Genomic DNA, 24847 nt, shown 5'->3' with positions numbered 1-24847 from the left:
GAGTGGCTTCGGTTCACGCCTGCGCTGCGTCAACTCCCGCCTGCGCGGAAGGCTGTGTTGGCGTGGCGGCAGCGCGCATCCCTGTCAGCAACGCGGCCAGGATGCGGGTCAGTTGGGGTTCGACGTCGACCAGCGCATGCGCCAACTCGGGACGGGATTCATAGAGCGTTCGGAGGCGGGTACCGGGGGCGGCCATCTGCAACAGCGCCCCGGCCATGCTCGTCGCCGTGGCGATCACATCGATGGCCGCACCCTCGGTGATCGCGAGCGTCCGGCACAACTCGGTTGCCACCGAAGCGACTTCGCCGAGTACGACCGTCTTGAACTCGTACACCGAGTCGAGCGAGACGTTGCGCTCCAGGTTCAACGGCGCCTGAGCCAGCAGATCGCAGAAGAACGGCCGCGCGACGAGCGACTGCGCGATGACGGCAGCGACCACGTCGGAATCTCCGACCGTGACTTCACTCAACCGCGCACGGAGCTCCGCCGACCAGTCCTCCCACCCTTCGGCGGTCAGCGCCAGGAAGATCTGCTCCCGGGTCTCGAAGTACCGAAGCATCGCGGACTTGTGCATGCCCACGGTGGCGGCGATGTCCGTGAGCGTGACCTCGCGCACGCTGCGTTCGGCGCCGAGGGATCTGGCGGCGTCGAGGATCGCCCTCTCACGCTGCTGCTTGGCGGCCGCACTGCGGGCGCGCTGGGGACTGGGCGTGCTCATGGCTCTGAGCGTAGCGCAACTTGGTTGCATTAATTTAGCGCAACGGGGTTGCACTAATAACGAAACAGTGTTTTGCTAGCTGCATGACTCAGACATGGTTCATCACCGGTTCGTCCCGCGGCTTCGGCCGCAACCTCACCGTCGCGGCCCTGGAGGCCGGCGACCGAGTCGTCGCGACGGCACGCAAACCGGAGCAGCTGGACGACCTCCTGGAGAAGTACGGCGACCAGGTACTCCCCGTCGCGCTCGACGTCACCGACCGGGCGGCGGCGACGGCGGCCCTACATGCGGGAGTCGACCGCTTCGGCGGGATCGACGTGGTCGTGAACAACGCCGGATACGCCAACCTCTCCCCGGTCGAGACGACACCGGAGGACGACTTCCGCCGACAGTTCGACACGAACTTCTGGGGCGTCTACAACGTCTCGACGGCAGCGCTCCCGTTCCTGAAGGCGCGGGGCGCGGGCACGGTCGTACAGTTCTCGTCCGTCGGCGGCCGGGTCGGCGGGAATCCCGGGCTCGGGTCGTACCAGGCGGCGAAGTTCGCGGTCGACGGCTTCACGCGTGTGCTCGCGGCCGAGACCGCGCCGTTCGGGATCAGGTATCTCGTCGTGGAACCGGGCGGGTTCGCGACCGACTGGGCCGGTTCGTCGATGCGGATACCGGATGTCGCGCCGGAGTACGACGAGACCGTCGGCGCGATGATCCGCCTCTTCGACGGTCCCGTGGTCGCCGCGGGCGATCCGAAGCGGGCCGGGGAGATCCTGGTCCGGATCGTCAAGCAGCCGGACATCCCCTCCCATCTCCTCCTGGGAGTCGTCGCCGTCGAGATGGCGCAGAGCTACTCGCGCGACCAGCTCGCCCAGGCGTCCGCATGGGAGGCGGTGAGCCGCTCGGCCGACTTCGACCAGGCCTACCCGGTCGACCTCGGGTAACCACGGAAACGGGCCGCGACTCCCCCACCGTAGAGATGGAGCAGGAGCCGCAGCCCGCCATAACGAACCGACTCAGCCTCAACTGGCCTCGGGGGCAGTCTCCTTGACGCGCTGCGCGGGGATCTCCGCCTCTTCGTGTTCGTCCTGTACGGCTTCTTCCTGCACCGCCTCTTCTTCTGCGACCGTGATCTCGTCCGCGCCGGTGCTCTCGTCTTCGTCCACGACCGTGATCTCGCCGTCGAGGACCTTCTTCGCTCGCTCGATGTCCAGGGCGCCCTCCCAGCGGGAGACCGCGAAGACGGCGACGCAGTTGCCGAGGAGGTTGGTGACGACGCGCATCGAGTCCATGATGCGGTCCACGCCGAGGAGCAGGGCGACCGCGCCGGCCGGGATCGCGCCCAGCGAGGAGGCGGTCGCGGACAGGGCGAGGAAGGCCGAACCAGGGATGCCGGCCATGCCCTTGCTGGTGAGCATGAGGACCAGGACGACGGTGATCTGCTGGCCGAGGCTGAGGTCGACGCCGACGGCCTGGGCGATGAACAGGGTGCCGATGGAGAGGTAGAGCGAGGCGCCGTCGAGGTTGAAGGAGTAGCCGGTGGGCAGCACCAGACCGACCGCGTCGTCCCGGGCGCCGGCCTTGCGCAGCTTCTGCATCACGCGCGGCATGACGGACTCGGTGGAGGCGGTGCCGAGCGCGAGGAGCATCTCCTCGCGGATGTAGCGGAGGAACTTCCACAGGCTGAGCCCGGTGACCAGCCGCAGGGCGACGGCGAGCAACGCGACGAAGAGCGCGGCGGCGACGTAGCAGAGGATGATCAGCTTGGCGTAGGTCTTGATCACGCCGAGCCCGTACTGGCCGACCAGGACGGCCATCGCGCCGAAGACGGCGAGCGGGGCGAGTCGCATGACGAAGCCGACGATCGCGAAGATGATCTCCTGCGCCTGCTCGATCGCGGGCAGGACCTGCGGCACCTTGGTGTGGCCGAGGTGGAGCAGCGCGGCGCCCACCAGGCAGGCCAGGATGAGGACTTGGAGCAGGGAGTTCTCGGCGAAGGCGCCGATGAAGCTGGTGGGCAGTGCGTTGACGATGAACTCGGTCGTCGAGGGCAGCGCGGCGCCGCCCGTCTTCGCGTCCACCGCCGAGGTGTTGAGCGTGGCCGGGTCGACGTGCATCCCGGAGCCGGGCTGGACGACGTTGGCGAGGACCAGGCCGATGATCAGCGCAGCGGTGCTGGCGACCTCGAACCAGATCAGCGCCTTGAGGCCGATCCGGCCGAAGGCCTTGAGGTCACCGGCCTTGGCGATGCCGACGACGACCACACAGAACACGAGCGGCGAGATGATCGTCTTGATGAGCCGGGTGAATCCGTCACCGAGGGGCTGGAGGTCCGTGGCCACGTCGGGCCACAGCTTCCCGACGAGGATTCCGAGGACGAGCGCGCAGGCGACCTGCGCGAAGAGTGAGGTACGCAGTATGCGTGCGACGCGTCGCGGCAGAGGCGGGACGGACGGCGGCACGGGCACTCCTTGAGGGGGGACGGTCGTTCGCGGAAATCGATGGGGGGCGACTTCTGCGATACGGAAAGCGGCTTCCGACTGGACACTTTGAAGCCGTTGTTGATCGTCCGGAAAACCTCCGTGTGACGGCCGTGTAAATCACACACCTGAGTGACGCATCGCACGCACAACGCCTCAGCAGCCGCTGCGGTCCTCGGTGAGCACCCCCTGCGCGGTGCTCAGCGAACGGTCGTAGCAACCGCCCGAGCCGTACAGCCGGTAGCGCTCGCTCGACGTCCCGACCGCGTGCCGCTGGTCACGGGGCACGTTCAGCGTGTAGGTCGCGTCCCCGGTGTAGGTGTCGTCGAGCCGCGACCACCCGGTCCGCCGCCCGTCCCGCGTGTCGACTACGGCCGCCCGGTCGCCCAGCGTGAGAACGGTACGCAGCCGGTCGTCCGTCCCGATCGTCGTCGTGCCGTTCATCGTGTACGTCCGATGCGTGGCCGTCGTCCGGACCGGTCCACGCCCGTTGACGGTCACCGACTCGTCGTCCGTCCAGGTCGCGTCGAGCCCGTCCATGTTCTCGCCGTCGGTCCAACGGTGTACGGAGGTGTTCGCGAGCGTCCGGTCGATGGTGGTCCGCACCCGGCCGTGCGAGGTGTCGACGTATCCGGCCGTGGTCAGCCGGTGGCCCGCGGCGGTGTCCACGCGTTCCTCCGAACCGGGCGTGTACGTCGAGGAGTTGGCGAGCTCTCCGGCCCGGTCGAGGGTGAGCTTGCCGGTGACGTGGGCGCGCTGCGCGTCCTGCCAGACGAGCACGTTCACCGGCGCGCTCCACCCGCTCTGTCCCTCGGGCACGCCCACGACGGAGACGTCGATGTGGTGCGGGCGGCCGTCGTTGAGCAGCCCGGCGAAGGGTGTGAGGTCGTATTCGATCGGCTTGACGTCGAAGGCACGCGGGCCGGGAATGACGTACCAGAGGAAGGGGTCGGACCAGCCGCCGGTCCACACGTTCGGGAACGGGGCGGCGATTCCGGCGAGTTGACCGTCGACCTTGATCTGCACCTCGCGGTAGGGACCCTTGTCCGCCTGGCAGGAGTACGGCGCCGAGTCGGGCACGGCGAGATACCAGAACTCCTCGCAGCCGCCGCCGGATCCGGTCGCGTAGACCTCGGCGACGATGCGTTCGGTGTTGCGCGGGGTGGTGAGGGTGGAGTCGGCGGCGAGGGTGAGGACGCGGTCGGGGGTCTGCTCCACCACGGGTCTGCCCTCGTAGAACGTCAGTGTGGCCTTGACGCCGATGACTCCGGTGTAGGTGTCGTCGACGACGTTGCCGATGAGCATCTCGACGTTCTGCGCGCTGCGGAAGGTGGCGCTGTAGCGGGTGACGTCCTTCTCGACGGACCAGGCGATGCCGTCCGGCGAGGGTTCCGGCGTGGAGGTGCGGAGGATCTCGACCCCGCCGACGTGCAGATAGCCGAGTCGGTCGTACTGCCGTCCCTTGACCGTGCCGTCGAGGCGCAGCACGACCTTGCTCCAGTGGTCGCCGCAGGTTTTGGGTGGTGTGTAGGTGCCCTGGTACGGGGTGAAGTCGCGGAACTCGGTGTCGGCGAGGGTGACTTGGCAGGACTTCGCCGTGGGCTTGGCGATGGGCGGGGCGGCGGTGAGGGGGTCGTGCCAGTCGGTGCCGAACTCGGCGGGGACGTCGGCGACTTGGCCTTTCGTATCGGCCGCCTGGGCAGGACTGGTCCCGAGGAGGGTGCTCGCCAGGAGGGTCGCTCCGGCGAGCATGGACATGACTATCCGGCTTCTCATGGGCGGTGTTCTACCCCTTGAGGTCCGCCCTGTCCCCCATCAGCACCACGGGATGCCGGTCCGGGTCGAGTGTGCGCAGCAGGTACTCCATCGCCTCTTTGGAGAGGCTGACGCAGGCGGACGTACCGCTGCCGTGGTCCAGGTGCAGCCAGATCCCGCCACCCTTGTCCTCGCCCATCGGCTGCTCCGCGTCGTCGGGCGGGGTGCCGGGGACGCGGTTGTAGTCGATGGCGATGACGTAGTCGAAGTCGTGCCAGTGCGACTCGTCCCAGTCGCGCGGCGCCTCGTACGACTCGTCCTGGGAGTACGGGAGTGCCGTGCCCGGGTCGTCGAGCACACCGCCCGCGGCGGTCAGCGTGAACACGCCGATGGGGCTGCGCTTGTCGTCGAGGTGGTGGTCGGTGGTCCAGCCCAGCTTGCCGTTGTGCGCGGGCCAACTGGCGGCCCGGTCCCAGGTGGAGCCGTTCTTGGTGAACAGGACGGCGGTCGAGTTCGGGGAGTCCTTGCCGTCGCCGTAGACCGTCAGGACCTGGCTCGTGTCGGTGGGGATGGCGTGCTGGAGCCGGTCGCCGACGTCCGGGATGCGGGTCGGGTCCGGGGTGGCGACGGCGGGTTCCGGGTGGGTCGCCTGTGCGCCGGGTCTTCCTTCCCGGCCGCCGGGGTGTCCGGTGTGCGCGCTGCCGCACGCGGACAGGGTCGTCATCGCCAGGAGGGAACCGAGAGTCGCCATCGCGACCGTCGCACGTCGTGTGCCGCCACTCTGCATCGGGCCATGGTCACATCGCATTCGGTGGCATTGTGTGAGGTCACGGACATCTCGCCCCTGATGGGTGAACGCCGGTTCTGACCCCTGGCAGGGAAAACCGCTTGCTCCGGACCACGCTGCGACGCGAACCTTTCACGGTTTGTTGCCGTACTCCGCTCGCGGTGTGCTGCCGCGCTCCGCGCTTCATCCCTCCCCTTTCCCGTCTGACAAGAGCCACTGGGACGTCATGCAGATTCAAGACCTTCCGTATCCCGACCCGGGTGTGCCCGACGCGCGCTCGGGGCCCCGATTCCTGTGGTGGCTCGGCCGGAATCAGCTCGGTGGCCAGCTCAAGTCCCTGGCCTGGGGACTGCTGCACTTCGTGTCCGTCTCCGCGCTGCCGTTCTGTGTCGGGTTCGCCGTGCAGGCCGTGGTCGACCGCTCCGGGAGCCGGCTGGCCCAGACCGGCGGGCTGCTGGTGCTGTGCGGGGCGGGCATCGCCGTGGGCGACACCTTCCTGCACCGGGCCGCCGTCACCAACTGGATCACGGCCGCCGCGCGCGTCCAGCAACTGCTGGCCCGCCAGGCCGCCCACCTCGGCTCGGCGCTGACCCGGCGGGTCGCGGCAGGTGAGGTCGTGGCCGTGTCGACCGGTGACGTCGAGAAGATCGGCTGGTTCGTGGAGGCGCTGTCGCGCTTCCTGGCCGCCGCGCTGACGATCGTCATCGCGTGCGTCGGGCTGTTCGTGTACGAGCCCGCGCTCGGTGTCGTCGTCGCCGTGGGTGTGCCCGTGCTGGCGGTCTCCGTGCTGCCGCTGCTGCCCCGTGCCACCCGGCGGGCCGACGTGCAGCGCGAGAAGGCGGGCCGCGCCACCGAACTCGCCTCCGACACCGTCGCAGGACTGCGGGTGCTGCGCGGCATCGGCGGCGAGGAACTGTTCCTCGACCGCTACCGCCGCGCCTCCCAGGAGGTCCGCCACGCGGCCGTGCGCAGTGCCCGGATGTGGGCGGTCATCTCCGCGATCCAGGTGCTGATGCCGGGTCTGCTGCTGATCGCGATCGTCTGGCACGGCGTGCAGCTGGCCCGCCAGGGCCGGATCACCGTCGGCGAACTGGTCACCGTCTACAGCGCGGTGATGATCATGTCCTACCCGCTGCGGCACTTCGAGGAGATCGCCATGGCGTACTCCTTCTCCCGGCCCTCGGCCAAACGCGCCGCACGCGTGCTGTCCCTGGAGCGGGTCACCGACACCGGGGGGACGCGCGCGGCCGAGGTGCCCGCCGGGGATCTGTACGACCCGGACACCGGTCTGCTCGCGCCCTCCGGCCGGCTCACCGCCGTGGTGTGCGGCGACCCCGACGCGGCCGGGCGACTGGCGGAGCGCCTCGGTGGACACCCCGCCGAGGCGGGCACCTCCGTGCTCCTGGACGGCGTACCGCTCGACGACCTCCCCCTGGACTCGGCGCGCACCGCCGTCCTCGTCCAGGACAAGGACCCGGTGCTGCTCTCCGGTTCGCTGCGCGAACTGCTCGACGTGCCCTCCTCGGGTGCGGTCGGCGCGGAGGAGGCCCTGGCCGCCGCGCAGTGCGGGGACGTACTGGTGGCGCTCACGCAGGGCTCGCTCGACACCGAGGACCCGATGGACGCCCGCATCACCGAACGCGGACGCTCCCTCTCCGGCGGCCAGCGCCAACGGCTCGCCCTGGCGCGGTCGTTGATCACGGACCCGGAGGTCCTCGTCCTGGACGAGCCGACCTCCGCCGTCGACTCCCACACCGAGGCCCGGATCGCCGACGGCGTACGGGAGTTGAGGACCGGCCGCACCACGGTGGTGTTCACCTCCTCGCCCCTGCTCCTCGACCACGCGGACCGGGTCGTGCTGGTGCACGAGGGCGAGGTCGTGGCGGTCGGCACGCACCGTGACCTGCTCCGCAGCGAGCCCCGGTACCGGGCCGTGGTGACGCGCGAGACGGAGGAGGAGTCCGCGTCGCGCGCTGAACAGGCCGTGCCGCGGAGCGAGTTGGGATCCCGCGAGGCCCCGCTCCGAGGTGCCGCGGAACACGACGAGGGTCCCCTCCGGGGTGCCGCGGACGACGACGATGCCTCCCTGCGAGGTGCCCTGGACGACGAAGCCGCTCTGCGGAGCGCACTGGAAGAAATCGAGGAGAGCGCATGATCGGCGTGGCGCCCCCGGCCTACGACCCGGCGGCCCCGACCACGGCGAACACGCTGCCGGTCGGCGCCCCCGCGACCGTACGGGCCTACGTGTCCGAACTGTTCCACCGGCATCGCCGTGCCTTCCTCCTTCTCGTCGCCGTGAACACGGTCGCCGTGGTCGCCTCGATGGTGGGCCCCTATCTGCTCGGTGATCTCGTCGAGCGGGTGTCGGACGGAGCGCGGGAACTCCATCTCGGCCTGATCATCGGGGTGTTCGTGGTCGCGCTCGCCGTCCAGGCCCTGTTCATCCGGCAGGTGCGGCTGCGGGGCGCGATGCTCGGCGAGCGGATGCTGGCCGACCTGCGCGAGGACTTCCTCGTACGGTCGGTCGGGCTGCCCCCGGGTGTCCTGGAGCGGGCGGGCACCGGCGACCTCCTGTCCCGCATCACCACCGACATCGACCGGCTCGCCAACGCGATGCGGGAAGCCGTGCCGCAACTGGCGATCGGTGTGGTGTGGGCGGTGCTGCTGCTCGGCGGTCTCGTCGTCACCGTGCCGCCGCTGGCGCCCGCCGTGCTGATCGCGGTGCCGGTGCTGGTGATCGGCTGCCGCTGGTACTTCAAGCGCGCACCGGCCGGCTACCGCTCCGAGGCCGCCGGGTACGCCGCCGTGGCCGCGGCCCTCGCCGAGACCGTGGACGCCGGACGCACCGTCGAGGCCCACCGCCTCGGCGACCGGCGCATCGCCCTCTCGGAACGCCGCGTCAAGGAGTGGACCGCCTGGGAGAACTACACGCTCTGGCTGCGGTCGGTGCTCTTCCCGGTCATCAACGTCACCCATGTCACGGTGCTCTGCTCGGTCCTGATGCTCGGCGGGGTGTTCGTCCTCCAGGGCTGGATCGACGTGGGCGAACTGACGACGGGCGCCCTCATCGCGCAGATGCTCGTCGACCCGGTCAACCTGATCCTGCGCTGGTACGACGAGCTCCAGGTCGCCCAGGTCTCGCTGGCCCGGCTGGTCGGCGTCCGCGACATCGAGCCCGACGCGGGGGACGCCTCGCTGTCCCCCGAGGGCCGGGACGTGCACGCGGACCGGGTGCACTTCGGCTACCGCGAGGGCGTCGACGTGCTCCGCAAGGTGTCCCTGGAGGTCGCGCCCGGCACCCGGCTGGCCCTGGTCGGCCCCTCGGGCGCGGGCAAGTCCACCCTGGGCAGGCTGCTCGCCGGTATCTACGCGCCCCGGGACGGCCGGATCACCCTCGGCGGCGCCGAACTGTCCCGGATGACCGCGGAGCACGTCCGCTCCCATGTGGCCCTCGTCAACCAGGAGCACCACGTCTTCGTGGGCTCCCTGCGCGACAACCTCCTGCTCGCCCGGACCGACGCGGGGGACGCCGAGCTGTGGGCGGCGCTGGGCGCGGTCGACGCGGACGGGTGGGCGCGGGCGCTGGACGACGGCCTGGACACCGAGGTCGGCTCGGGCGGGCTGGCGCTCACCCCGGCCCAGGCCCAGCAGATCGCGCTGGCCCGGCTGGTGCTGGCCGACCCGCACACGCTGGTCCTGGACGAGGCGACCTCGCTCCTCGACCCGCGCGCGGCCCGGCACCTCGAACGGTCCCTGGCCCGTGTCCTCGACGGCCGCACGGTCGTCGCGATCGCGCACCGTCTGCACACCGCCCACGACGCGGACGTCATCGCCGTCGTCGAGGACGGGCGGATCAGCGAGCTGGGCAGCCACGACGAGCTGGTGGCGGCGGAGGGGGCGTACGCGGCGCTCTGGCGGTCCTGGCACGGGTAGCTCCGCCGGTCGAGCGGTGACTGGGGTGCGGGGCGGTGGTCGGGGATGGACGTGACTGGCCTGCGGGCCGGTGGGAACCTGCGGGCCGGTGGGGGCTGGTCGCGCCCACGCGGCGGAGCCGCACATGTCACAGCCTCGCGCCCCTTTCGGGGCGCCCTGTCGCGCCGGAACCGGATGCGTGCCGGGGCTGGTGAGAAGGGATGTGGCTGGGGATGTGCCCGCCCCGGCCGAGGCTGTGCCGTTGCGCGGTGGGGAAAAGGGGTGGAAGGCTGGGGAGCGGCACCGGTTCGGGAAGTGCCCGGGGACCATGTGGTTCGTGCCGGGCGCCGCCTGTGCCCCGCACAGCGGCGACCCGCCGCCGACCGCGGTGAGAACGGGCCGGTCCCCACCACCTGGAGGTACCCGTGAACAGCGCCGACGGATGGGGAGACGACGTCTACCAGCCCGACGGATCCGAGGTGCAGGACGACGCGGGTCTGCTGGACGCGGAGGACACCCTGGTGGCCGACGGCGTCGAGGACCCCCTCGACCGCGGTTGGTCCCCGCCGGACCGCCCCTGGGCGGTGGAACGCGACGATGTGACGGCCGCTGGGCGCGAGCACGGTGAGACGCTCGATCAGCGCCTCGCCGAGGAAGTCCCGGATCTCGCCGTGTCCGACGGCGACGGCCTCGGCGACTCCGAGGACACGGACGGCGAACTCCGGGACATCGAGGTCGGCGACGTCCGCTCCGGTCGGCTCGTGGCACCCGACGAAGGAGCGCACGAGGACGAGGAGAGCGGCCTGATCGCCACGGACGTGGGCATCGACGGTGCCGCCGCCTCCGCCGAGGAGGCCGCGATGCACATCGTCGACGAGGACGAGGACTCCCTGTACGGCTGACCTCGCCGCCCCTTCGCCGTCCACCGCACCACCGCCGCAGGAGGAGCAGTCATGCAGCAGGACAAGCAGCCCGACTACCACCCCGTGGTCTTCCGGGACCGCGCCGCCGGATACGCCTTCCTGACCCGGTCCACCGCGACCAGCGACCGGACCATCGAGTGGGACGACGGCGAGACCTACCCGGTCGTGGACGTGGAGATCTCCTCGGAGAGCCACCCCTTCTACACCGGCAAGGCGCGGACGGTGGACACGGAGGGCCGCATCGCCCAGTTCGAGCGGCGCTACGGCGGCGGCGAGGCGGGCCAGGTTTCCGGCGGGGCGTGAGTCACTGCCCGCGCCGGAGCCGTGGCCGGGCCTCAGATCACGTTGAGCGCCGCCGCGCAGCCGACTCCCCCGAGCAGTATGAACACCGGCATCAGTACCTTGAGCTCGATCCAGCTGCCCGCGCGGAACCGCATCACCTTCGGCGGGCCGATCGGGTACCAGCGCTTGCGGCCCAACGGGATCGGCCACAGGATCGGGCAGCCGGAGACGGTCAGCGCGTCCCCGATGTCGTGCACCAGCGCGCCCAGCACGACCGGCAGTCCCAGCCACAGGTACTGGTGCTGGTCCGTGAACAGCCAGTCCGAACCGTTGCCCGGCTTGTCCAGCACTCCGGCCAGGATCCACGCGCTGGTCGCCGCCAGCAGCCACACCAGGATGTCGCTGCTGGAGCCGCGGGCCGCCCGCCACAGCAGGCCCTCGATGGCCAGCACCATGTGCACGAAGAGGATCGCCAGCACTCCCCAGCGACCGCCCAGGATCGCCACGCCCGCACTCCCCGCCCCGATCAGGACCGCCCAGAGCCAGGTGTGGGTGAGCGTGCGGTGCCCGCCGGAGCGGCGCGGGTCGCCCTGCTTCCTGGTCCCCTTGTAGACGGCGTACGAGAGCTTGTCGACGACCTCGCACACAGTCCGGGAAACGGGTCCGAAGGCCCGGGAGATGGTCGCCGCCTTGTGATCGAGGTCCGGGGCGAGCGCTGCGCCGGCGCAGATCAGGGCGCCTACCAGGATCACCGGCCAGGGCATCGGATGCCCGGCCGCGGCGGTCGCCGCTCCGACGCCGAGCCAGGCCGCCGCTCCCGACAGTGAGTGTGCTGGTCCCATCATGGCCGTTCCCCGCCCCATTCCTCTTACGCCGCCGGTCAGTTGCTCGGGCGCCCTGACACTCTGTCGGCGACACAGCGTAGCGGTAGCGATCTTCGTCTCCGCAGCCGATTCCCCCATCGGCCACGGCGCCAGGCAAGATGGGGTCGTGACCCTCATCGACCAGTTGCCGCCGACCGCAGATCCCGACGCCCTCTACGAAGCCTTCGAGTCGTGGGCCAAGGAGCGCGGTCTCACGCTCTACCCCCATCAGGAGGAGGCGCTGATCGAGGTGGTCTCCGGTGCGAACGTGATCGTGTCGACGCCCACCGGGTCCGGCAAGAGCATGATCGCTGCCGGTGCGCACTTCGCCGCACTGGCCCGGGACGAGGTCACCTTCTACACCGCCCCGATCAAGGCGCTGGTCTCGGAGAAGTTCTTCGAGCTGTGCAAGATGTTCGGCACCGAGAACGTCGGCATGCTGACCGGCGACGCGTCCGTCAACTCCGACGCCCCGATCATCTGCTGCACCGCCGAGGTCCTCGCGTCGATCGCACTGCGGGACGGCAAGCACGCGGACGTCGGCCAGGTCGTCATGGACGAGTTCCACTTCTACGCGGAGGCGGACCGCGGCTGGGCCTGGCAGATCCCGATCCTGGAGCTGCCGCAGGCGCAGTTCATCCTGATGTCGGCCACGCTCGGCGACGTCGCGATGTTCGAGAAGGACCTCACCCGCCGCACCGGGCGCCCCACTTCGGTGGTCCGCTCGGCGACCCGTCCGGTGCCGCTTTCCTACGAGTACAGGCTGACCCCGCTCACCGAGACCCTGACCGAACTGCTGGAGACCAGGCAGGCGCCGGTCTACATCGTGCACTTCACCCAGGCGCAGGCCGTGGAGCGGGCGCAGGCGCTGATGAGCATCAACATGTGCTCGCGCGAGGAGAAGGACCAGATCGCCGAGCTGATCGGCAACTTCCGCTTCACCACCAAGTTCGGCCGCAATCTCTCCCGTTACGTACGGCACGGCATCGGTGTGCACCACGCCGGCATGCTGCCCAAGTACCGGCGCCTGGTGGAGAAGCTCGCGCAGGCGGGTCTGCTGAAGGTCATCTGCGGTACGGACACGCTCGGGGTGGGCGTCAACGTGCCCATCCGTACAGTGCTGTTCACGGCGCTGGCCAAGTACGACGGCATCCGGGTGCGCACACTGCGTGCCCGTGAGTTCCACCAGATCGCGGGCCGCGCCGGACGCGCCGGCTTCGACACGGCCGGTCTCGTGGTCGCCCAGGCCCCCGAGCACGTCGTCGAGAACGAGAAGGCGCTCGCCAAGGCGGGCGACGACCCGAAGAAGCGCCGGAAGGTCGTCCGCAAGAAGGCACCCGAGGGCTTCGTCGGCTGGTCGGACACCACCTTCGAGAAGCTCATCACCTCCGAGCCGGAGCCGTTGACGTCCCGCTTCCGGGTCACGCACACGATGCTGCTGTCGGTGATCGCCCGCCCCGGCAACGCCTTCGACGCGATGCGGCATCTCCTGGAGGACAACCACGAGCCGCGCAAGCAGCAGTTGCGGCACATCCGGCGCGCGATCGCCATCTACCGCTCGCTCCTGGACGGCGGCATCGTCGAGAAGCTCGACACCCCGGACGCCGAAGGCCGCATCGTGCGCCTCACGGTCGACCTGCAGCAGGACTTCGCCCTCAACCAGCCGCTGTCGACCTTCGCGCTCGCCGCCTTCGAGCTGCTGGACCCCGAGTCGCCGTCGTACGCGCTGGACATGGTGTCCGTCGTCGAGTCCACGCTGGACGACCCGCGGCAGATCCTCGCCGCCCAGCAGAACAAGGCGCGCGGCGAGGCCGTGGCGGCGATGAAGGCGGACGGCGTCGAGTACGAGGACCGCATGGAGCGCCTCCAGGACGTCAGTTACCCCAAGCCGCTGGAGGAGTTGCTCTTCCACGCGTACAACACGTACCGCACGAGCCACCCGTGGGTCGGCGACCACCCGCTGTCGCCGAAGTCCGTGATCCGTGACATGTACGAACGGGCCATGTCCTTCACGGAGTTGACCTCGTACTACGAGCTGGCCCGCACCGAGGGCATCGTGCTGCGCTACCTCGCCGGTGCCTTCAAGGCCCTCGACCACACCGTCCCGGACGACCTCAAGTCCGAGGATCTGGAGGATCTGATCGCCTGGCTCGGCGAGATGGTGCGCCAGGTCGACTCCAGCCTGCTGGACGAGTGGGAGCAGCTGGCCAACCCGGCGGAGATGACCGCCGAGGAGGCGCAGGAGAAGGCCGACCAGGTCAAACCCGTCACCGCGAACGCGCGCGCCTTCCGGGTCCTGGTGCGCAACGCGATGTTCCGCCGCGTCGAACTCGCCGCCCTCGACCATGTCGGCGAACTGGGCGAGCTGGACGCCGAGTCCGGCTGGGACGCGGACGCCTGGGGCGAGGCGATGGACAAGTACTGGGACGAGTACGAGGACCTCGGCACCGGCCCCGACGCGCGCGGGCCCAAGCTCCTGCTCATCGAGGAGGAGCCCCAGCACAACCTGTGGCGCGTTCGGCAGATTTTCGCCGACCCGAACGGCGATCATGACTGGGGCATCAGCGCGGAGATCGATCTCGCGGCCTCCGACACGGAGGGCCGTGCGGTCGTCCGTGTCACCGACGTCGGCCAGCTGTGAGCACAGGAGAATCCCACCCATGACGAACCCGGCAGAGCGGCTCGTCGACCTGCTCGACCTGGAGCAGATCGAGGTCAACATCTTCCGTGGCCGCAGCCCGCACGAGTCCCTGCAGCGGGTATTCGGCGGGCAGGTCGCGGGCCAGGCGCTGGTCGCCGCGGGGCGCACCACGGAGGGCGACCGGCCCGTGCACTCGCTGCACGCGTACTTCCTGCGCCCTGGCCGGCCGGGCGTGCCGATCGTGTACCAGGTCGAGCGGGTGCGGGACGGGCGGTCGTTCACCACCCGTCGGGTCACCGGTGTGCAGCAGGGCCGCACGATCTTCAATCTCACCGCCTCCTTCCACAAGCCTGAGCAAGGTCCCTTCGAGCACCAGCTGCCGGCCCGCGAGGTCCCGGACCCGGAGTCCCTGCCGACGGTGTCGGAGGAGGTCCGGGCCCATCTGGGCGTGCTGCCCGAGCAGTTGGAGCGGATGGCGCGCCGTCAGCCCTTCGACATCCGGTACGCGGACGGGCTGCGCTGGAGTGCCGAGGAGATCAAGGACGCCGAGCCGCGCAGCGCGGTGTGGATGCGTGCGGTCGGGCCGCTCGGCGACGATCCGCTGGTGCACACCTGCGCGCTGACGTACGCCAGCGACATGACGCTCCTGGACGCCGTCCGTATCCCCGTCGAACCGCTGTGGGGACCGCGGAACTTCGACATGGCGTCGCTGGATCACGCCATGTGGTTCCACCGGCCGTTCCGCGCGGACGAGTGGTTCCTGTACGACCAGGAGTCCCCGATCGCGACGGGCGGCCGCGGTCTGGCCCGCGGGCGCATCTACGACCTGGAGGGACGCCTGCTCGTCTCGGTCGTCCAGGAAGGGTTGTTCAGAGCGCTGTAGCCGGCGGACGCGCGCTGCGGCTCAGGCGCTTCTGCGGCGCAGCCAGCCCAACATGCCGCGTGACCGCGCGGGATCCGGCGCCTGCTCGGGCGGGTGCTCGCTCAGGGACGGCGGTGGACCGACGGGTTCGGGGATCGGCCGTGGTCCAACCGGTTGGACGGTCGTTCGCGATGCGGCCGGTTCAGCGATCGGCCGTGGTGCGGCCAGTTCGGCTGTCGGCCGTAGTGCAGTCAGTTCGGCTGTCGGCCGTGGTGCGGGGCGGTGGCTGCGCGCCTCGACCAGTACCTGGGTCAGATCCGCCCGTAGCCAGCTGATCTCGTCCGGGTCCTCCGCCGTCATGATCCGCTCGGCGAGGTGGGCGGCGGGCGAGCCCGGAGCCCCGTGGGCGGGCGGGTCCGGCCAGAACCGGTTCAAGTAGGCGCGCTCGTACGGGTCCTGGACGATCTCCGCTACCTGGACGGTATCCAGCAGCGCGGCCAGGGCGCCGGCGTGCTCCCACGGGTCGCCGGCCTGGCGGAGCAGGAACCCGAGATGCCGTCCGCGCCAGTTGCGGGGCCGTAGATCCAGGCCCTCTTGCAGTTGGTCCCTCATGCCCTCGGGCGTGCGGCCGTTCAGCAGTGCGGTGTGGTTCTTGTCGGCCGCGAACTGCCGTAGTTCTTCGGCGAGATAGAGCCAGACCACGGCCCGATAGCGGTTGAGGTAGAACTTCACCGGCACCACCAGTCCCAGCCGGGCGAGGCGGGTGAACCTGGCGGAGGTGACCTCCATGAGGGCCGCGCCGCCCGTGGTGCCCACCGTCCTGACGCTTTCCAGGAGGGTGTCGGGGAATCCGTCCGCCGAGCGCAGTCGGTCGATCTCGGCGCGGGCGACGCGTCGGCCGCGGCCCCCTTCGTCGGGCACGGTGCGGATACGTCCGAGATGGACGGCGAGGTCGAACTCGCCGCGCTTGAGCCCCAGTTCACGTGCCGCCCGGCTGGGCGTGCACGAGAGGTCGGACGGTTTGGTGATGGTGTTTCCTGCCATGGTCGATCTCCCCCGCGGAGTCCAATGCTCACGCTGTGTGCGCTTGCGATGAACAAACCGTAACCGGTTCGACGGATCCCGTGGCAAGCCTGTGGATAACTCCCCAAAGGCTGATGAAGTAGCAGGTCAGAGGTCTGTGACGGGGGTCCGCTCGGGCTGCCGGGCGTCCACGCCGAGGTGCTCGCCGACCCGGTTGACGAGGAGTGTCATCTCGTAGGCGATCTGGCCGATGTCCGCGTCCGCGCCGCTGAGGACGCACAGACAGCTGCCGCTGCCCGCGGCGGTGACGAACAGGACGGCGTCGTCGAACTCGATCATCGTCTGGCGCACCCCGCCCGCGCCGAAGTGGCGTCCAGACCCTTTGGCCAGGCTGTGCAGTCCGGACGAGACGGCGGCGAGGTGTTCGGCGTCCTCGCGGCGCAGTCCCGTACTCGCGCCCGTCACCAGTCCGTCGTTGGACAGGACCAGGGCGTGGCGTACGTGCTCGACACGCTCGGTCAGATCGTCCAGCAGCCAGCTCAGTCCCTGGTTCTGCGCCATGTTCCGGCCTCCCCGTGTCGCCTCTCCCCCTGGCCGGAGGATCTCCCGTCAGCCTTCCCCACCTCCGTCGCCCGGGCAAGGAGGATAGGGGCATGGCACAGAAGATGACCGACGAGGAGTGGCGGGCGTTCGTCTCGCTCGGCACGCGCACCGGCAAGCTGTCGACCGTCCGCGCCGATGGGAGCCCTCATGTGGCGCCGATCTGGTTCCTGCTGGACGGGGACGATGTGGTGTTCAACACCGCGAAGGAAACGGTAAAAGGGCGCAATCTTGCCCGTGACGGGCGAGTCGCCCTGTGCGTGGACGACGATCGCCCGCCGTTCGACTTCGTGGTGCTGCAGGGGCGCGCCCACCTGTCGGAGGATCCGGTCGAGCTCCGGTACTGGGCCGCCCGTATCGGGGCCCGGTACATGGGCGAGGAGCGCGCCGAGGAGTTCGGCGCCCGCAACGGGGTGCCGGGCGAACTCCTCGTCCGCGTCACGGTCGAGAAGGTCCTGGCACAGAAGGGCATTTCGGAGTGAGATGCCCCGTCAGCCCACCGAGTCGAGCATCCGGGCGGTGTGCATCCGCCCCGCGTACTCGACGAGCCGGATCAGCACCTCCTTCCCCGAGTCGCGGTCCCGGGCGTCACAGAGGACGACGGGTGTCCCCTGGTCGAGGTCCAGCGCGCGGGAGACGTCGCGAGCGCCGTAACTGCGGGCGCCCGTGAAGCAGTTGACGGCCACCACGAACGGGATGTGCCGGTGCTCGAAGTAGTCGACCGCGGGGAAGCAGTCCTCGAGTCGCCGGGTGTCCGCGAGGACGACCGCCCCGAGGGCCCCCTGCGACAGCTCGTCCCACAGGAACCAGAAGCGGTCCTGGCCCGGTGTGCCGAACAGGTAGAGGGAGAGGCCGGACCTGATGGTGATGCGGCCGAAGTCCATGGCGACGGTCGTCGTGACCTTCTGGTCCACGCCTCCGGTGTCGTCCACCAACTGACCGGCCTCGCTGAGCAGTTCCTCGGTGCGCAGCGGCCTGATCTCGCTGACCGCGCCCACCATGGTGGTCTTGCCCACGCCGAACCCGCCGGCGACCAGGATCTTCAACGCCAGGGCGGTCGTCTCGCCGTCCTCGGCGTCGGAGTGCTCGGAGACCATCGATCACTTCTCTCGGGAGTGCCGGCAACGCTCGACGTCCGTACGTGTGCATCGTGGCAAGTGCGGCCTCACCCTGGGGGGTTGGACCGCTTTTTGCCCGTTGCGACCGCTTCGCACCCGTTCGGTGAGCGAAAGGGTGCACAAGGCGGTGCCGTACGCGTTCGAGTGGTTCTGAAGTTTCGTCACAGTGCCCGTAGCCCTTCGATCACCTCGCGCAGAATCCGTTCGTCGGGCAACTGCGCGGGCGGCACCGGGCGACTGACGGTGACGCAGCCGAGCTCCAGGAGGTCGCCCAGGAGCACCCGGACCACTCCCAGAAGGAGGTTCGCTCCTGCGGCGAGTTCGGCGACGGACTGCGTTTCCGTACGGCACAGGTCGATGAGCGCCCGGTGTTCCGGTCCGAGCCCGGTGTCGTCGTCGAGACCGGGCGCTCCCTTGTCCAGCGTGACGAGCGCGATCAAGTCGAAACGCACTCCCGTAGGGCCTGATTTGGTACGTCCGCCCGTCATCGCGTAGGGGCGGACCAGCGGCCCGGCTTCCTGGTCGTACCACTGGCTGCCCGGCTCGCGCTGGGCGCCGGTCGTGTCCTCGGTCATCGGAGCGGATCGCCCTCTCGCCTCATCCGGCTGCGGGCGGCCGCGCACCGACGCGCGGCGGCGTGTAGAGGTGCTCGCCGACGCGCTTGACCAGTCGTGCCATCTCGTACGCCACCAGGCCTATGTCGGCCGTGACAGCGGTGAGTACGGCGAGACAGGAGCCGTCTCCGGCCGCGGCCACGAACAGGAATCCGTCGTCCATCTCGACCATGGTCTGCCGTACTCCGCCGGCTCCGAAGTGCCGCCCCGCGCCCTTGGCCAGGCTGTGGAATCCGGAGGCGACCGCGGCGAGGTGTTCCGCGTCCTCGCGCTTGAGGTCGGTCGACGCGCCGACGGCGAGGCCGTCGTTGGACAGCACCACGACATGACGTACTTCGCTCACGCGCAGCACCAGGTCGTCCAGCAGCCAGTCGAGTTCGCCGGACCGCTGGGCGGCCCTCATGCTCGGGTCCTGGATCACGCGGGGTCTCCTTCGCTGCTGTCGCTGCCCGTTGTGGGGCCTGGGGTGGCACCACGGCCCGGTTGCCTGCCGCCGCCGCGCGTCCAGCCTTCGCGGTAGGCCGACATCCGGTCCCGTACGGCCTCCGGGGTGCGGTGCTCGTCGCGCGGGGCGGACGGCGCCTGTTCCCGTTCCGCGGTGGGCTGTTCGCGGAGTTGGGGGGCGAGGTTCGCCTGTCGTACGCGGCGTGGGAGGTCGTCGCTCTCGTCGGTCCCTTCGGTGTCCACGGGGGGACGGTGCAGTCGCAAGGTGGTGACTCCGGGGGGCGGGGTGTCGTTCGCCGGCTCCGCCGCGGCCCGCGCGGAGACCGCCAGGGCGGGCCGGTCGGCCGAGGCCGGGACGGACTCCTGGTGCCGGGGCGCGGTGGGCACGCGCGCGTATTCGCGTTCCACGGCCCGCTCGCCGTCCTCGACCGCCGCGCGCGGGGCACGTTCCGCCGCGCCGCCGTGCAGCAGTGCAGTCGGCAGCAGGACGACCGCCGTCGTTCCGCCGTAGGGCGAGGTCCGCAGGTGCACCTTGATGCCGTGGCGGGCGGCGAGCCTGCTGACCACGAAGAGGCCGAGCCGGTCGCTGTCGAAGAGGTCGAGGGCCTCGGACTGCTCGATGCGGCGGTTGGCGTCGCCCAGGGTCTCCGTGCCCATGCCGAGGCCCCGGTCCTCGACCTCTACGGCGTAGCCGTTGCCGACCGGTTCGCCGGTGACCCGCACGCGTGTGTGCGGCGGCGAGAACTGGGCCGCGTTCTCCACGATCTCGGCGAGCAGGTGTGTGAGGTCGGCTACGGCCGCGCCGACGACGGACGCCTCGGGGAGTTGGCGTACCTCCACGCGTGCGTAGTCCTCGACCTCGGAGACGGCGGCACGGACGACGTTGGTCAGGGAGACGGGCTGGCGCCAGGCCCGGCCGGGTGCCGCTCCGGAGAGGATGATCAGGCTCTCGGCGTGCCGTCGCATGCGCGTGGTGAGGTGGTCGAGGCGGAACAGGTCGCTCAGTTCGTTCGGGTCCTCGGAGCGGCGCTCCATGCTGTCCAGCAGGCTGAGTTGACGGTGCACCAGGACCTGGCTGCGGCGGGCGAGGTTGACGAAGACCCCGGAGATGCCGCTGGCGAGTTCCGCGCGTTCGACGGCGGCCCGCAGGGCGGCGCGGTGCACGGTGCTCAGGGCCTCGACGACCTGTCCGACCTCGTCCTCCGCGGGCGACCCGGGCGGGGCCTCCGCCCTGATGTCGATCTCCTCCCCGGCACGCAGTCTCCGCATGGCCTCGGGGAGTTTGTGGCGGGCGATCCCGAGGGCGTCGTTGCGCAGGCTCACGAGTTCGATGACGAGGCCGCGTCCGATGCGCACCGAGATGACGAGCGACGCGATGACGGCGGCGAGGCCGAGCAGGACCGCGGCACCGGCGGAGGTGAGCAGCCCGCGGGTGAACGGATCGGCGCGATCCGCGACCCCGCTGCCCGCGTCCGACTCGATGGTGCGCATACCGTCCTGCACGCGTGCGTGCGCGTTGTTCCAGGTGGTCTCCGGAGCCACGGCGATCGCCCGGGTGCCCGGGGCGGCGGCCAGGACCTTGTCCTCGACGGTGCCGACCGCGGCGTAGGCGCTGGTGTCGGCGAGGTGCTGCCAGGCGGCGCGTTCGGAGCCGCTCAGATCCGCGACGGCGGAGTCGGTGAGGGTGCGTCGGGTGTCGACGGCGCCGGTGAACAGCCTCAGCCGCTCCCCGTCGAGCCTGCCGTCGAGACGGGCGCCGGCGAGCATCACGTCCTCCTGGGACAGCGATTCGCCGGCCCGGGAGAACTCGAGGAGCACGCGCGCGTCGGATCCGAGGTCGGCGTCCTGGATTCCGGTGAGCGCCCCGCCCACGGCGAAGGCCGTCGCGATGGTCTTCGTGTACTGCCCGTAGGTCTCGTCCCATCCCGCGCGGTGGCCGAGCACGTCGGCCCGCAGTGAGCGCAGTTGCTCGGCTCCGGTGACGAAGGTCTCCAGGCGTCGGGCGACTCCGGCCGGCAGTTCCTCGCCGTCGGCGACGGTGTTGTCGTCACCGAGCCGCAAGCGGGCGACCGCCCGGTCCGTGCCGGCCGCCAGCTTCTTCAGGTCGCCGCTCTGCTCGGCGTCGGGGTCGGTCGCGTAGCGTACGGCGGCCGACCGTTCGGCCTGGAGTGCCGCGACGGCCGCCGCGACGGGGCTGCGCACCGCGGAGTCCACGCGCTGCAACTGCCGTAGCCGGGAGACGTCCTGGGCGGTGCTGACGGTGGCGTACGCCCACAGGGCGAGCAGGGAGACGACCGGCACCATCAGGAGGCAGACGATCTTGGCTCGGACGGTGCGGGGTCGCATCCGCCATCGTCCCGCGCGCGGGGGTATGTCCTCCGACGGGGCGTCCAGGGGCTCGTCGAAGAGTTCGTCGGCGGGTGGTCCGGCATGCGCGCGACGACCGCGCACGGGCGGCGTCTCGACGCCGGCTCTCGGGGTCCTACGGGGGGTACGCATGGCCTCCTCGCTCGGAAGTGGTTCTCAGGGGCGTGCTGCGCGGGCCGGGCTAGCGGGCGAGGCTCTCCACCGGCCGCTGGGCCGAGGCGGTGGCCTCGCGTTCTCCCGTGGTGGGCGACAGTGCGACGAACGCCGAGGTCAGGAACAGGTAGGACCCGAGGCCCACGGCGAGGGGGAAGATGAACTGCATCGCCGTGGCGCCGGGCAGGACCTCCCCTGAGGGGGTGACGTGCACGCGGACCGCGAACATGCCGGTGTAGTGCATGCTGCTGACGGCCGCTCCCATGACGAGGGCGGCGGCGGTGACCGCGACGGGCGACTTGATGTTGAGGGCCGCCCACAGGGCCGCGGTCGCCGCGACGACGGCGATGAGCACGGAGAGCCCGACGAGCATCGGGTCGTAGTGCACGCCTCCGTGCAACCGCATCGCCGCCATGCCCAGGTAGTGCATGCTCGCGACGCCCAGTCCGGTGGTGAGGCCGCCGAGGAAGAGCGCGCGGCCCCGGTCGCGGCCGTAGCCGACCGCGAAGACGCCCGCGCAGACGACGACCATGGCGACGAGGAGGCTGAGCACGGTCAGTGGTACGTCGTAGCGGATGTCGGTGCCGCTGACGCCGAAGCCGAGCATGGCCACGAAGTGCATGGTCCAGATGCCGGTGCCGAGCGCGGAGGCCGCGGTGATGAGCCAGTTGCGGCGCGACCGGCCGGTTGCGCCGAGCGCGCGGACGGTACAGCGCAGCCCGAGTGCGGAGCCCATGCAGGCCATCACGTATGACAGCACGGGGGTCAGCCAGCCGAAGGTGGCGTGGTCCAGGTGTCCCATGACCAGGGGACGCTAGTAGGGGCACGGGTGCACAAAGGGGGCGCATTTCGAAAGGTGTCGCAATCTGACACAGAGAGGTACCTGAACGACCGCGTGACGCTCGAACGTGTGCGCCGAAGCGTCATCCGTGTCGGTGAGGGATCATGCGGAACATGAGCGACGACCACACACGTGTCCAGGAGTTCTTCGGTGCGCGCGCCGCCGACTGGGACAGCCGCTTTCCCGACGACGGCCCCGCCTACGCCGCCGCGGTCGCCGAACTCGGGCTGCGCGCGGGGGACCGGGTGCTCGACGCGGGTTGCGGGACGGGACGCGCACTGCCGCCCCTCCGTACGGCCGTGGGGCGGTCCGGAGTGGTGGTCGGGGCCGATCTCACCCCGGCCATGCTGGAGGCCGCCGTACGGGCAGGACGGGGCCGTGACGGGCATCTGCTGCTCGCCGACATCGCCGCGCTGCCGCTGCGGTCGGAGTCGCTCGACGCCGTGTTCGCCGCCGGCCTGATCGCGCATCTGCCCCAACCCGATGAGAATCTACGGGAGTTGGCACGCGTGGTACGCCCCAGCGGCATGCTCGCCCTGTTCCACCCGATCGGCCGGGCGGCGCTCGCGGCGCGTCAGGGGCGGCAGATCACGCCGGACGACCTGCGCGCGGAGCTCAATCTCCGTCCGCTGCTGGCCGGTTCGGGGTGGCGCATGACGTCGTACGCCGACGAGGACACCCGCTTCCTGGCGCTGGCCGTGCGCGAGAGCTGAGCCCGCGCGCGGGTCACACGCCCCGGGCTGCCGCTGCCCCAGGTCGCATCCTCACCACCGCCCGGGCCACGAGCCGGACCGAACTGACGTGACTGCGGGCCACGTTGGACTCACTCGACGACTGACCCGTCTCCGCGCGGGGCGCCCGATGCGCTTCACCGCACCGTCCCCCTTCTGTCGCCGCAACTCCAACTCTACGTTGGGTAGCAGTAGATGAACGGTCAGCGACAGAGAACGACGCAGGGGGAAGGTGGTCAGCATGTTCGACAGGCCCCGCAAGACCTTCGCCAGATTTCTCAAGACCACGCGCGCGGAGTCCGACAGCGCCGACAGCGCCCCGCAACGACGCCCGCCCAATCTCTTCGAGGCCGCCGCCGTCTATGTCGCGGCCCGCGCGGAGGACGACCAGGACCGGATCGACGAGGCGACCGGCTGGGTGTCGCCGGAGGCGCTGTCCTTCGGGGTGAGCGAGCTGGCGTGCCGGGCCGTCGTCGCGCTCGCGAGGGAGCGTGACGAGTCGCCAAGGACGGTGGCTCGTGCGCTTCTTGGGCTCCCCGCAGCCTGACAGTTCGGGTTACCGGCGGTCATTTCGCCCTGTCCAGCCGGAAAACTGCAGCTCCGGGTGTACTTGGGAGTCGTGACAAGCGGCTTCCGCGCACACTAGGGTGCGCGCGGTTGGACGAATGATGGGGAGGCTGGGATGGCCGACACGGATGAAGAGGCCGTCGCCGCCGAGGACGATGCGCTCTATGTGCTCACGGCGGTGCTGCTGACGCCTGCGAAGTTCCCGAGTGTGCTGGGCGACGACTACCCGGAGGCCTGTGCGGCGCTCGGTATGGCGCCGCTCGCCGACGGGTACGGCCTGGTTCTCGGCCAGGACGGCGACGGGTCGCGGTGGACGGTCGTCATCGACGACGTGTCACTGGTCGCGGTCGCCATCGCGTCCTGGGACTGCGGCATGGAGTACGACCTGTCGCCGAGCGAACGCACGGTGGTCGCCGCCCTGCCGGGCTGGCCGCTCGCGGTCGCCGTCTCGGCTCCCAACGTGCCCGCGCCGCACGATCCGGACCCCGACCTCGTGAACCGGCCACCGCTGACTCCGCCGGACACCACCACCTGGGGTCCGGCACAGCGACGGCTGGGTGCCGACGAGATCGCGTTGCAATGGGCCCTGTGGCGCGAGCAGATCGACGACTCGACCTTCTCGACGGAGGAGACGCAGAAGGCTCAGGAGGCGCAGCACGGGGCGGGTGACGCATCGAAGGCGGACGAGGCCGCCTCGGACGCCAACCCTGACGACGCCGACCCGGGCACCGCGTCCGGGACGGACGGAGCGCCGTCGGACGACAACGCGTCGGACGGGACCCCGGCGGACGGCACCGAGGATGGCCCCAAGACGGGCCACAGCGGTGTCCGTCGGGTGCTGACGGAGGTCCGGGCGTACGTCGACACCCCGCCGCCTCTCGGCCGCGTCAGATCGTCCTTCGCACCGGGCGACGCGCGCACGCTGCGCGCCGACGGCCCCGGCTGGTCGTTGGTGGCCCGGACCGACGACATAGCGTTCGTCCTGCTCGACGACGAGCCCGGCGAGGTCCTGCCGGTGGGCCGGGGCCCCGAGCTGCCCGGTCTCCTGGAAGCACTCGACAAGCTGGCCGTACGGCCGAGTTGAACTCTTGGGCGTGGACCCGGGCATCCGGGGTCCGGGTCACGCACGCGTAGCCGTGCGCTGTCCACGGCCAGGCATGAGCCCGCCGGTAACC

Annotated in this window: 23 protein-coding genes; 11 read left to right on the top strand and 12 right to left on the bottom strand. The window is 70.5% G+C overall.

Going from position 1 to position 24847, the window contains the following annotated elements:
* Window positions 1-13: 13 nt before the first annotated feature.
* Complete coding sequence (locus OG714_RS44900; protein ID WP_406129830.1) at window positions 14-718, bottom strand: TetR family transcriptional regulator; 705 nt, start codon at window positions 716-718, stop codon at window positions 14-16.
* Between the two features lie 83 nt (window positions 719-801).
* Between OG714_RS44900 and OG714_RS44895 the strand changes: the two genes are divergently transcribed.
* Entirely contained in the window at window positions 802-1653 is an 852-nt protein-coding gene (locus tag OG714_RS44895; protein WP_406129828.1) for an SDR family NAD(P)-dependent oxidoreductase, read from the top strand.
* Window positions 1654-1731: 78 nt separating this feature from the next.
* Here the strand turns inward: OG714_RS44895 and OG714_RS44890 are convergent, their stop codons facing one another.
* The 3 genes from OG714_RS44890 to OG714_RS44880 all read right to left on the bottom strand — a co-directional run bounded on the left by OG714_RS44890 (window position 1732) and on the right by OG714_RS44880 (window position 5731).
* Complete coding sequence (locus OG714_RS44890) at window positions 1732-3171, bottom strand: cation:dicarboxylate symporter family transporter (protein ID WP_406129826.1); 1440 nt, start codon at window positions 3169-3171, stop codon at window positions 1732-1734.
* Window positions 3172-3345: 174 nt separating this feature from the next.
* Entirely contained in the window at window positions 3346-4965 is a 1620-nt protein-coding gene (locus OG714_RS44885; RefSeq protein WP_406129824.1) for a peptide-N4-asparagine amidase, read from the bottom strand.
* 10 nt (window positions 4966-4975) lie between these two features.
* Complete coding sequence (locus tag OG714_RS44880) at window positions 4976-5731, bottom strand: L,D-transpeptidase family protein (protein ID WP_406129822.1); 756 nt, start codon at window positions 5729-5731, stop codon at window positions 4976-4978.
* A gap of 226 nt (window positions 5732-5957) precedes the next feature.
* On the opposite strand from OG714_RS44880, the gene OG714_RS44875 reads away from it, so the two are divergent.
* From OG714_RS44875 to OG714_RS44860, 4 genes are all read left to right on the top strand, one after another.
* Entirely contained in the window at window positions 5958-7886 is a 1929-nt protein-coding gene (locus OG714_RS44875; protein ID WP_406129820.1) for an ABC transporter ATP-binding protein, read from the top strand.
* Window positions 7883-9664, top strand: a complete 1782-nt coding sequence (locus OG714_RS44870) for an ABC transporter ATP-binding protein (protein ID WP_406129818.1) — start codon at window positions 7883-7885, stop codon at window positions 9662-9664. Before OG714_RS44875 ends, OG714_RS44870 begins: the two co-directional genes overlap by 4 nt.
* A 404-nt stretch (window positions 9665-10068) precedes the next feature.
* Window positions 10069-10545: a DUF5709 domain-containing protein gene (locus tag OG714_RS44865; protein WP_406129817.1), complete on the top strand. Its 477-nt coding sequence runs from the start codon at window positions 10069-10071 to the stop codon at window positions 10543-10545.
* Between the two features lie 51 nt (window positions 10546-10596).
* Complete coding sequence (locus OG714_RS44860) at window positions 10597-10869, top strand: type B 50S ribosomal protein L31 (RefSeq protein ID WP_406129815.1); 273 nt, start codon at window positions 10597-10599, stop codon at window positions 10867-10869.
* A 32-nt stretch (window positions 10870-10901) separates the two neighbouring features.
* Here OG714_RS44860 and OG714_RS44855 read toward each other — a convergent pair whose 3' ends face one another.
* Window positions 10902-11693, bottom strand: coding sequence for a metal-dependent hydrolase (locus OG714_RS44855; RefSeq protein ID WP_033278306.1), 792 nt, complete (start codon window positions 11691-11693; stop codon window positions 10902-10904).
* Between the two features lie 145 nt (window positions 11694-11838).
* On the opposite strand from OG714_RS44855, the gene OG714_RS44850 reads away from it, so the two are divergent.
* Complete coding sequence (locus OG714_RS44850; protein ID WP_406129813.1) at window positions 11839-14352, top strand: DUF3516 domain-containing protein; 2514 nt, start codon at window positions 11839-11841, stop codon at window positions 14350-14352.
* A 19-nt stretch (window positions 14353-14371) separates the two neighbouring features.
* Window positions 14372-15235, top strand: coding sequence for an acyl-CoA thioesterase II (locus OG714_RS44845; RefSeq protein ID WP_327405782.1), 864 nt, complete (start codon window positions 14372-14374; stop codon window positions 15233-15235).
* Between the two features lie 21 nt (window positions 15236-15256).
* On the opposite strand, the gene OG714_RS44840 is transcribed toward OG714_RS44845, so the two are convergent.
* On the bottom strand, window positions 15257-16258 hold the full coding sequence (locus tag OG714_RS44840; RefSeq protein WP_406129811.1) for a DUF6397 family protein: 1002 nt from the start codon (window positions 16256-16258) through the stop codon (window positions 15257-15259).
* Window positions 16259-16384: 126 nt separating this feature from the next.
* Window positions 16385-16798: a roadblock/LC7 domain-containing protein gene (locus tag OG714_RS44835; RefSeq protein ID WP_019062680.1), complete on the bottom strand. Its 414-nt coding sequence runs from the start codon at window positions 16796-16798 to the stop codon at window positions 16385-16387.
* 92 nt (window positions 16799-16890) lie between these two features.
* Here OG714_RS44835 and OG714_RS44830 point away from each other — a divergent pair, with 92 nt between their 5' ends.
* Window positions 16891-17319, top strand: a complete 429-nt coding sequence (locus OG714_RS44830) for a PPOX class F420-dependent oxidoreductase (protein ID WP_406129810.1) — start codon at window positions 16891-16893, stop codon at window positions 17317-17319.
* Between the two features lie 9 nt (window positions 17320-17328).
* On the opposite strand, the gene OG714_RS44825 is transcribed toward OG714_RS44830, so the two are convergent.
* The 5 genes from OG714_RS44825 to OG714_RS44805 form a co-directional block, all read right to left on the bottom strand.
* On the bottom strand, window positions 17329-17934 hold the full coding sequence (locus OG714_RS44825) for an ATP/GTP-binding protein (protein WP_200676982.1): 606 nt from the start codon (window positions 17932-17934) through the stop codon (window positions 17329-17331).
* 182 nt (window positions 17935-18116) lie between these two features.
* Window positions 18117-18530, bottom strand: coding sequence for a DUF742 domain-containing protein (locus OG714_RS44820; protein WP_406129808.1), 414 nt, complete (start codon window positions 18528-18530; stop codon window positions 18117-18119).
* Window positions 18531-18552: 22 nt separating this feature from the next.
* Window positions 18553-18990: a roadblock/LC7 domain-containing protein gene (locus OG714_RS44815; protein ID WP_019062684.1), complete on the bottom strand. Its 438-nt coding sequence runs from the start codon at window positions 18988-18990 to the stop codon at window positions 18553-18555.
* Window positions 18987-21512 (bottom strand): nitrate- and nitrite sensing domain-containing protein, encoded by a 2526-nt coding sequence (locus OG714_RS44810; RefSeq protein WP_406129806.1) that lies wholly within the window; start codon window positions 21510-21512, stop codon window positions 18987-18989. The genes OG714_RS44815 and OG714_RS44810 overlap by 4 nt, the downstream gene beginning before the upstream one ends.
* Before the next feature lie 49 nt (window positions 21513-21561).
* Window positions 21562-22335, bottom strand: a complete 774-nt coding sequence (locus OG714_RS44805) for an MHYT domain-containing protein (protein ID WP_406129805.1) — start codon at window positions 22333-22335, stop codon at window positions 21562-21564.
* Window positions 22336-22478: 143 nt separating this feature from the next.
* On the opposite strand from OG714_RS44805, the gene OG714_RS44800 reads away from it, so the two are divergent.
* From OG714_RS44800 to OG714_RS44790, 3 genes are all read left to right on the top strand, one after another.
* Window positions 22479-23087, top strand: coding sequence for a class I SAM-dependent methyltransferase (locus OG714_RS44800; protein WP_406129803.1), 609 nt, complete (start codon window positions 22479-22481; stop codon window positions 23085-23087).
* Between the two features lie 259 nt (window positions 23088-23346).
* Complete coding sequence (locus tag OG714_RS44795) at window positions 23347-23652, top strand: hypothetical protein (RefSeq protein WP_406129801.1); 306 nt, start codon at window positions 23347-23349, stop codon at window positions 23650-23652.
* A gap of 135 nt (window positions 23653-23787) precedes the next feature.
* Entirely contained in the window at window positions 23788-24756 is a 969-nt protein-coding gene (locus tag OG714_RS44790) for a hypothetical protein (RefSeq protein WP_406129800.1), read from the top strand.
* The last annotated feature ends 91 nt before the right edge of the window (window positions 24757-24847 follow it).

Origin of the sequence: Streptomyces sp. NBC_00989, assembly GCF_045162655.1 — a bacterium.
In the GTDB taxonomy this organism is placed as follows: domain Bacteria; phylum Actinomycetota; class Actinomycetes; order Streptomycetales; family Streptomycetaceae; genus Streptomyces.
This window is presented reverse-complemented; position numbering and strand designations above follow the sequence as displayed.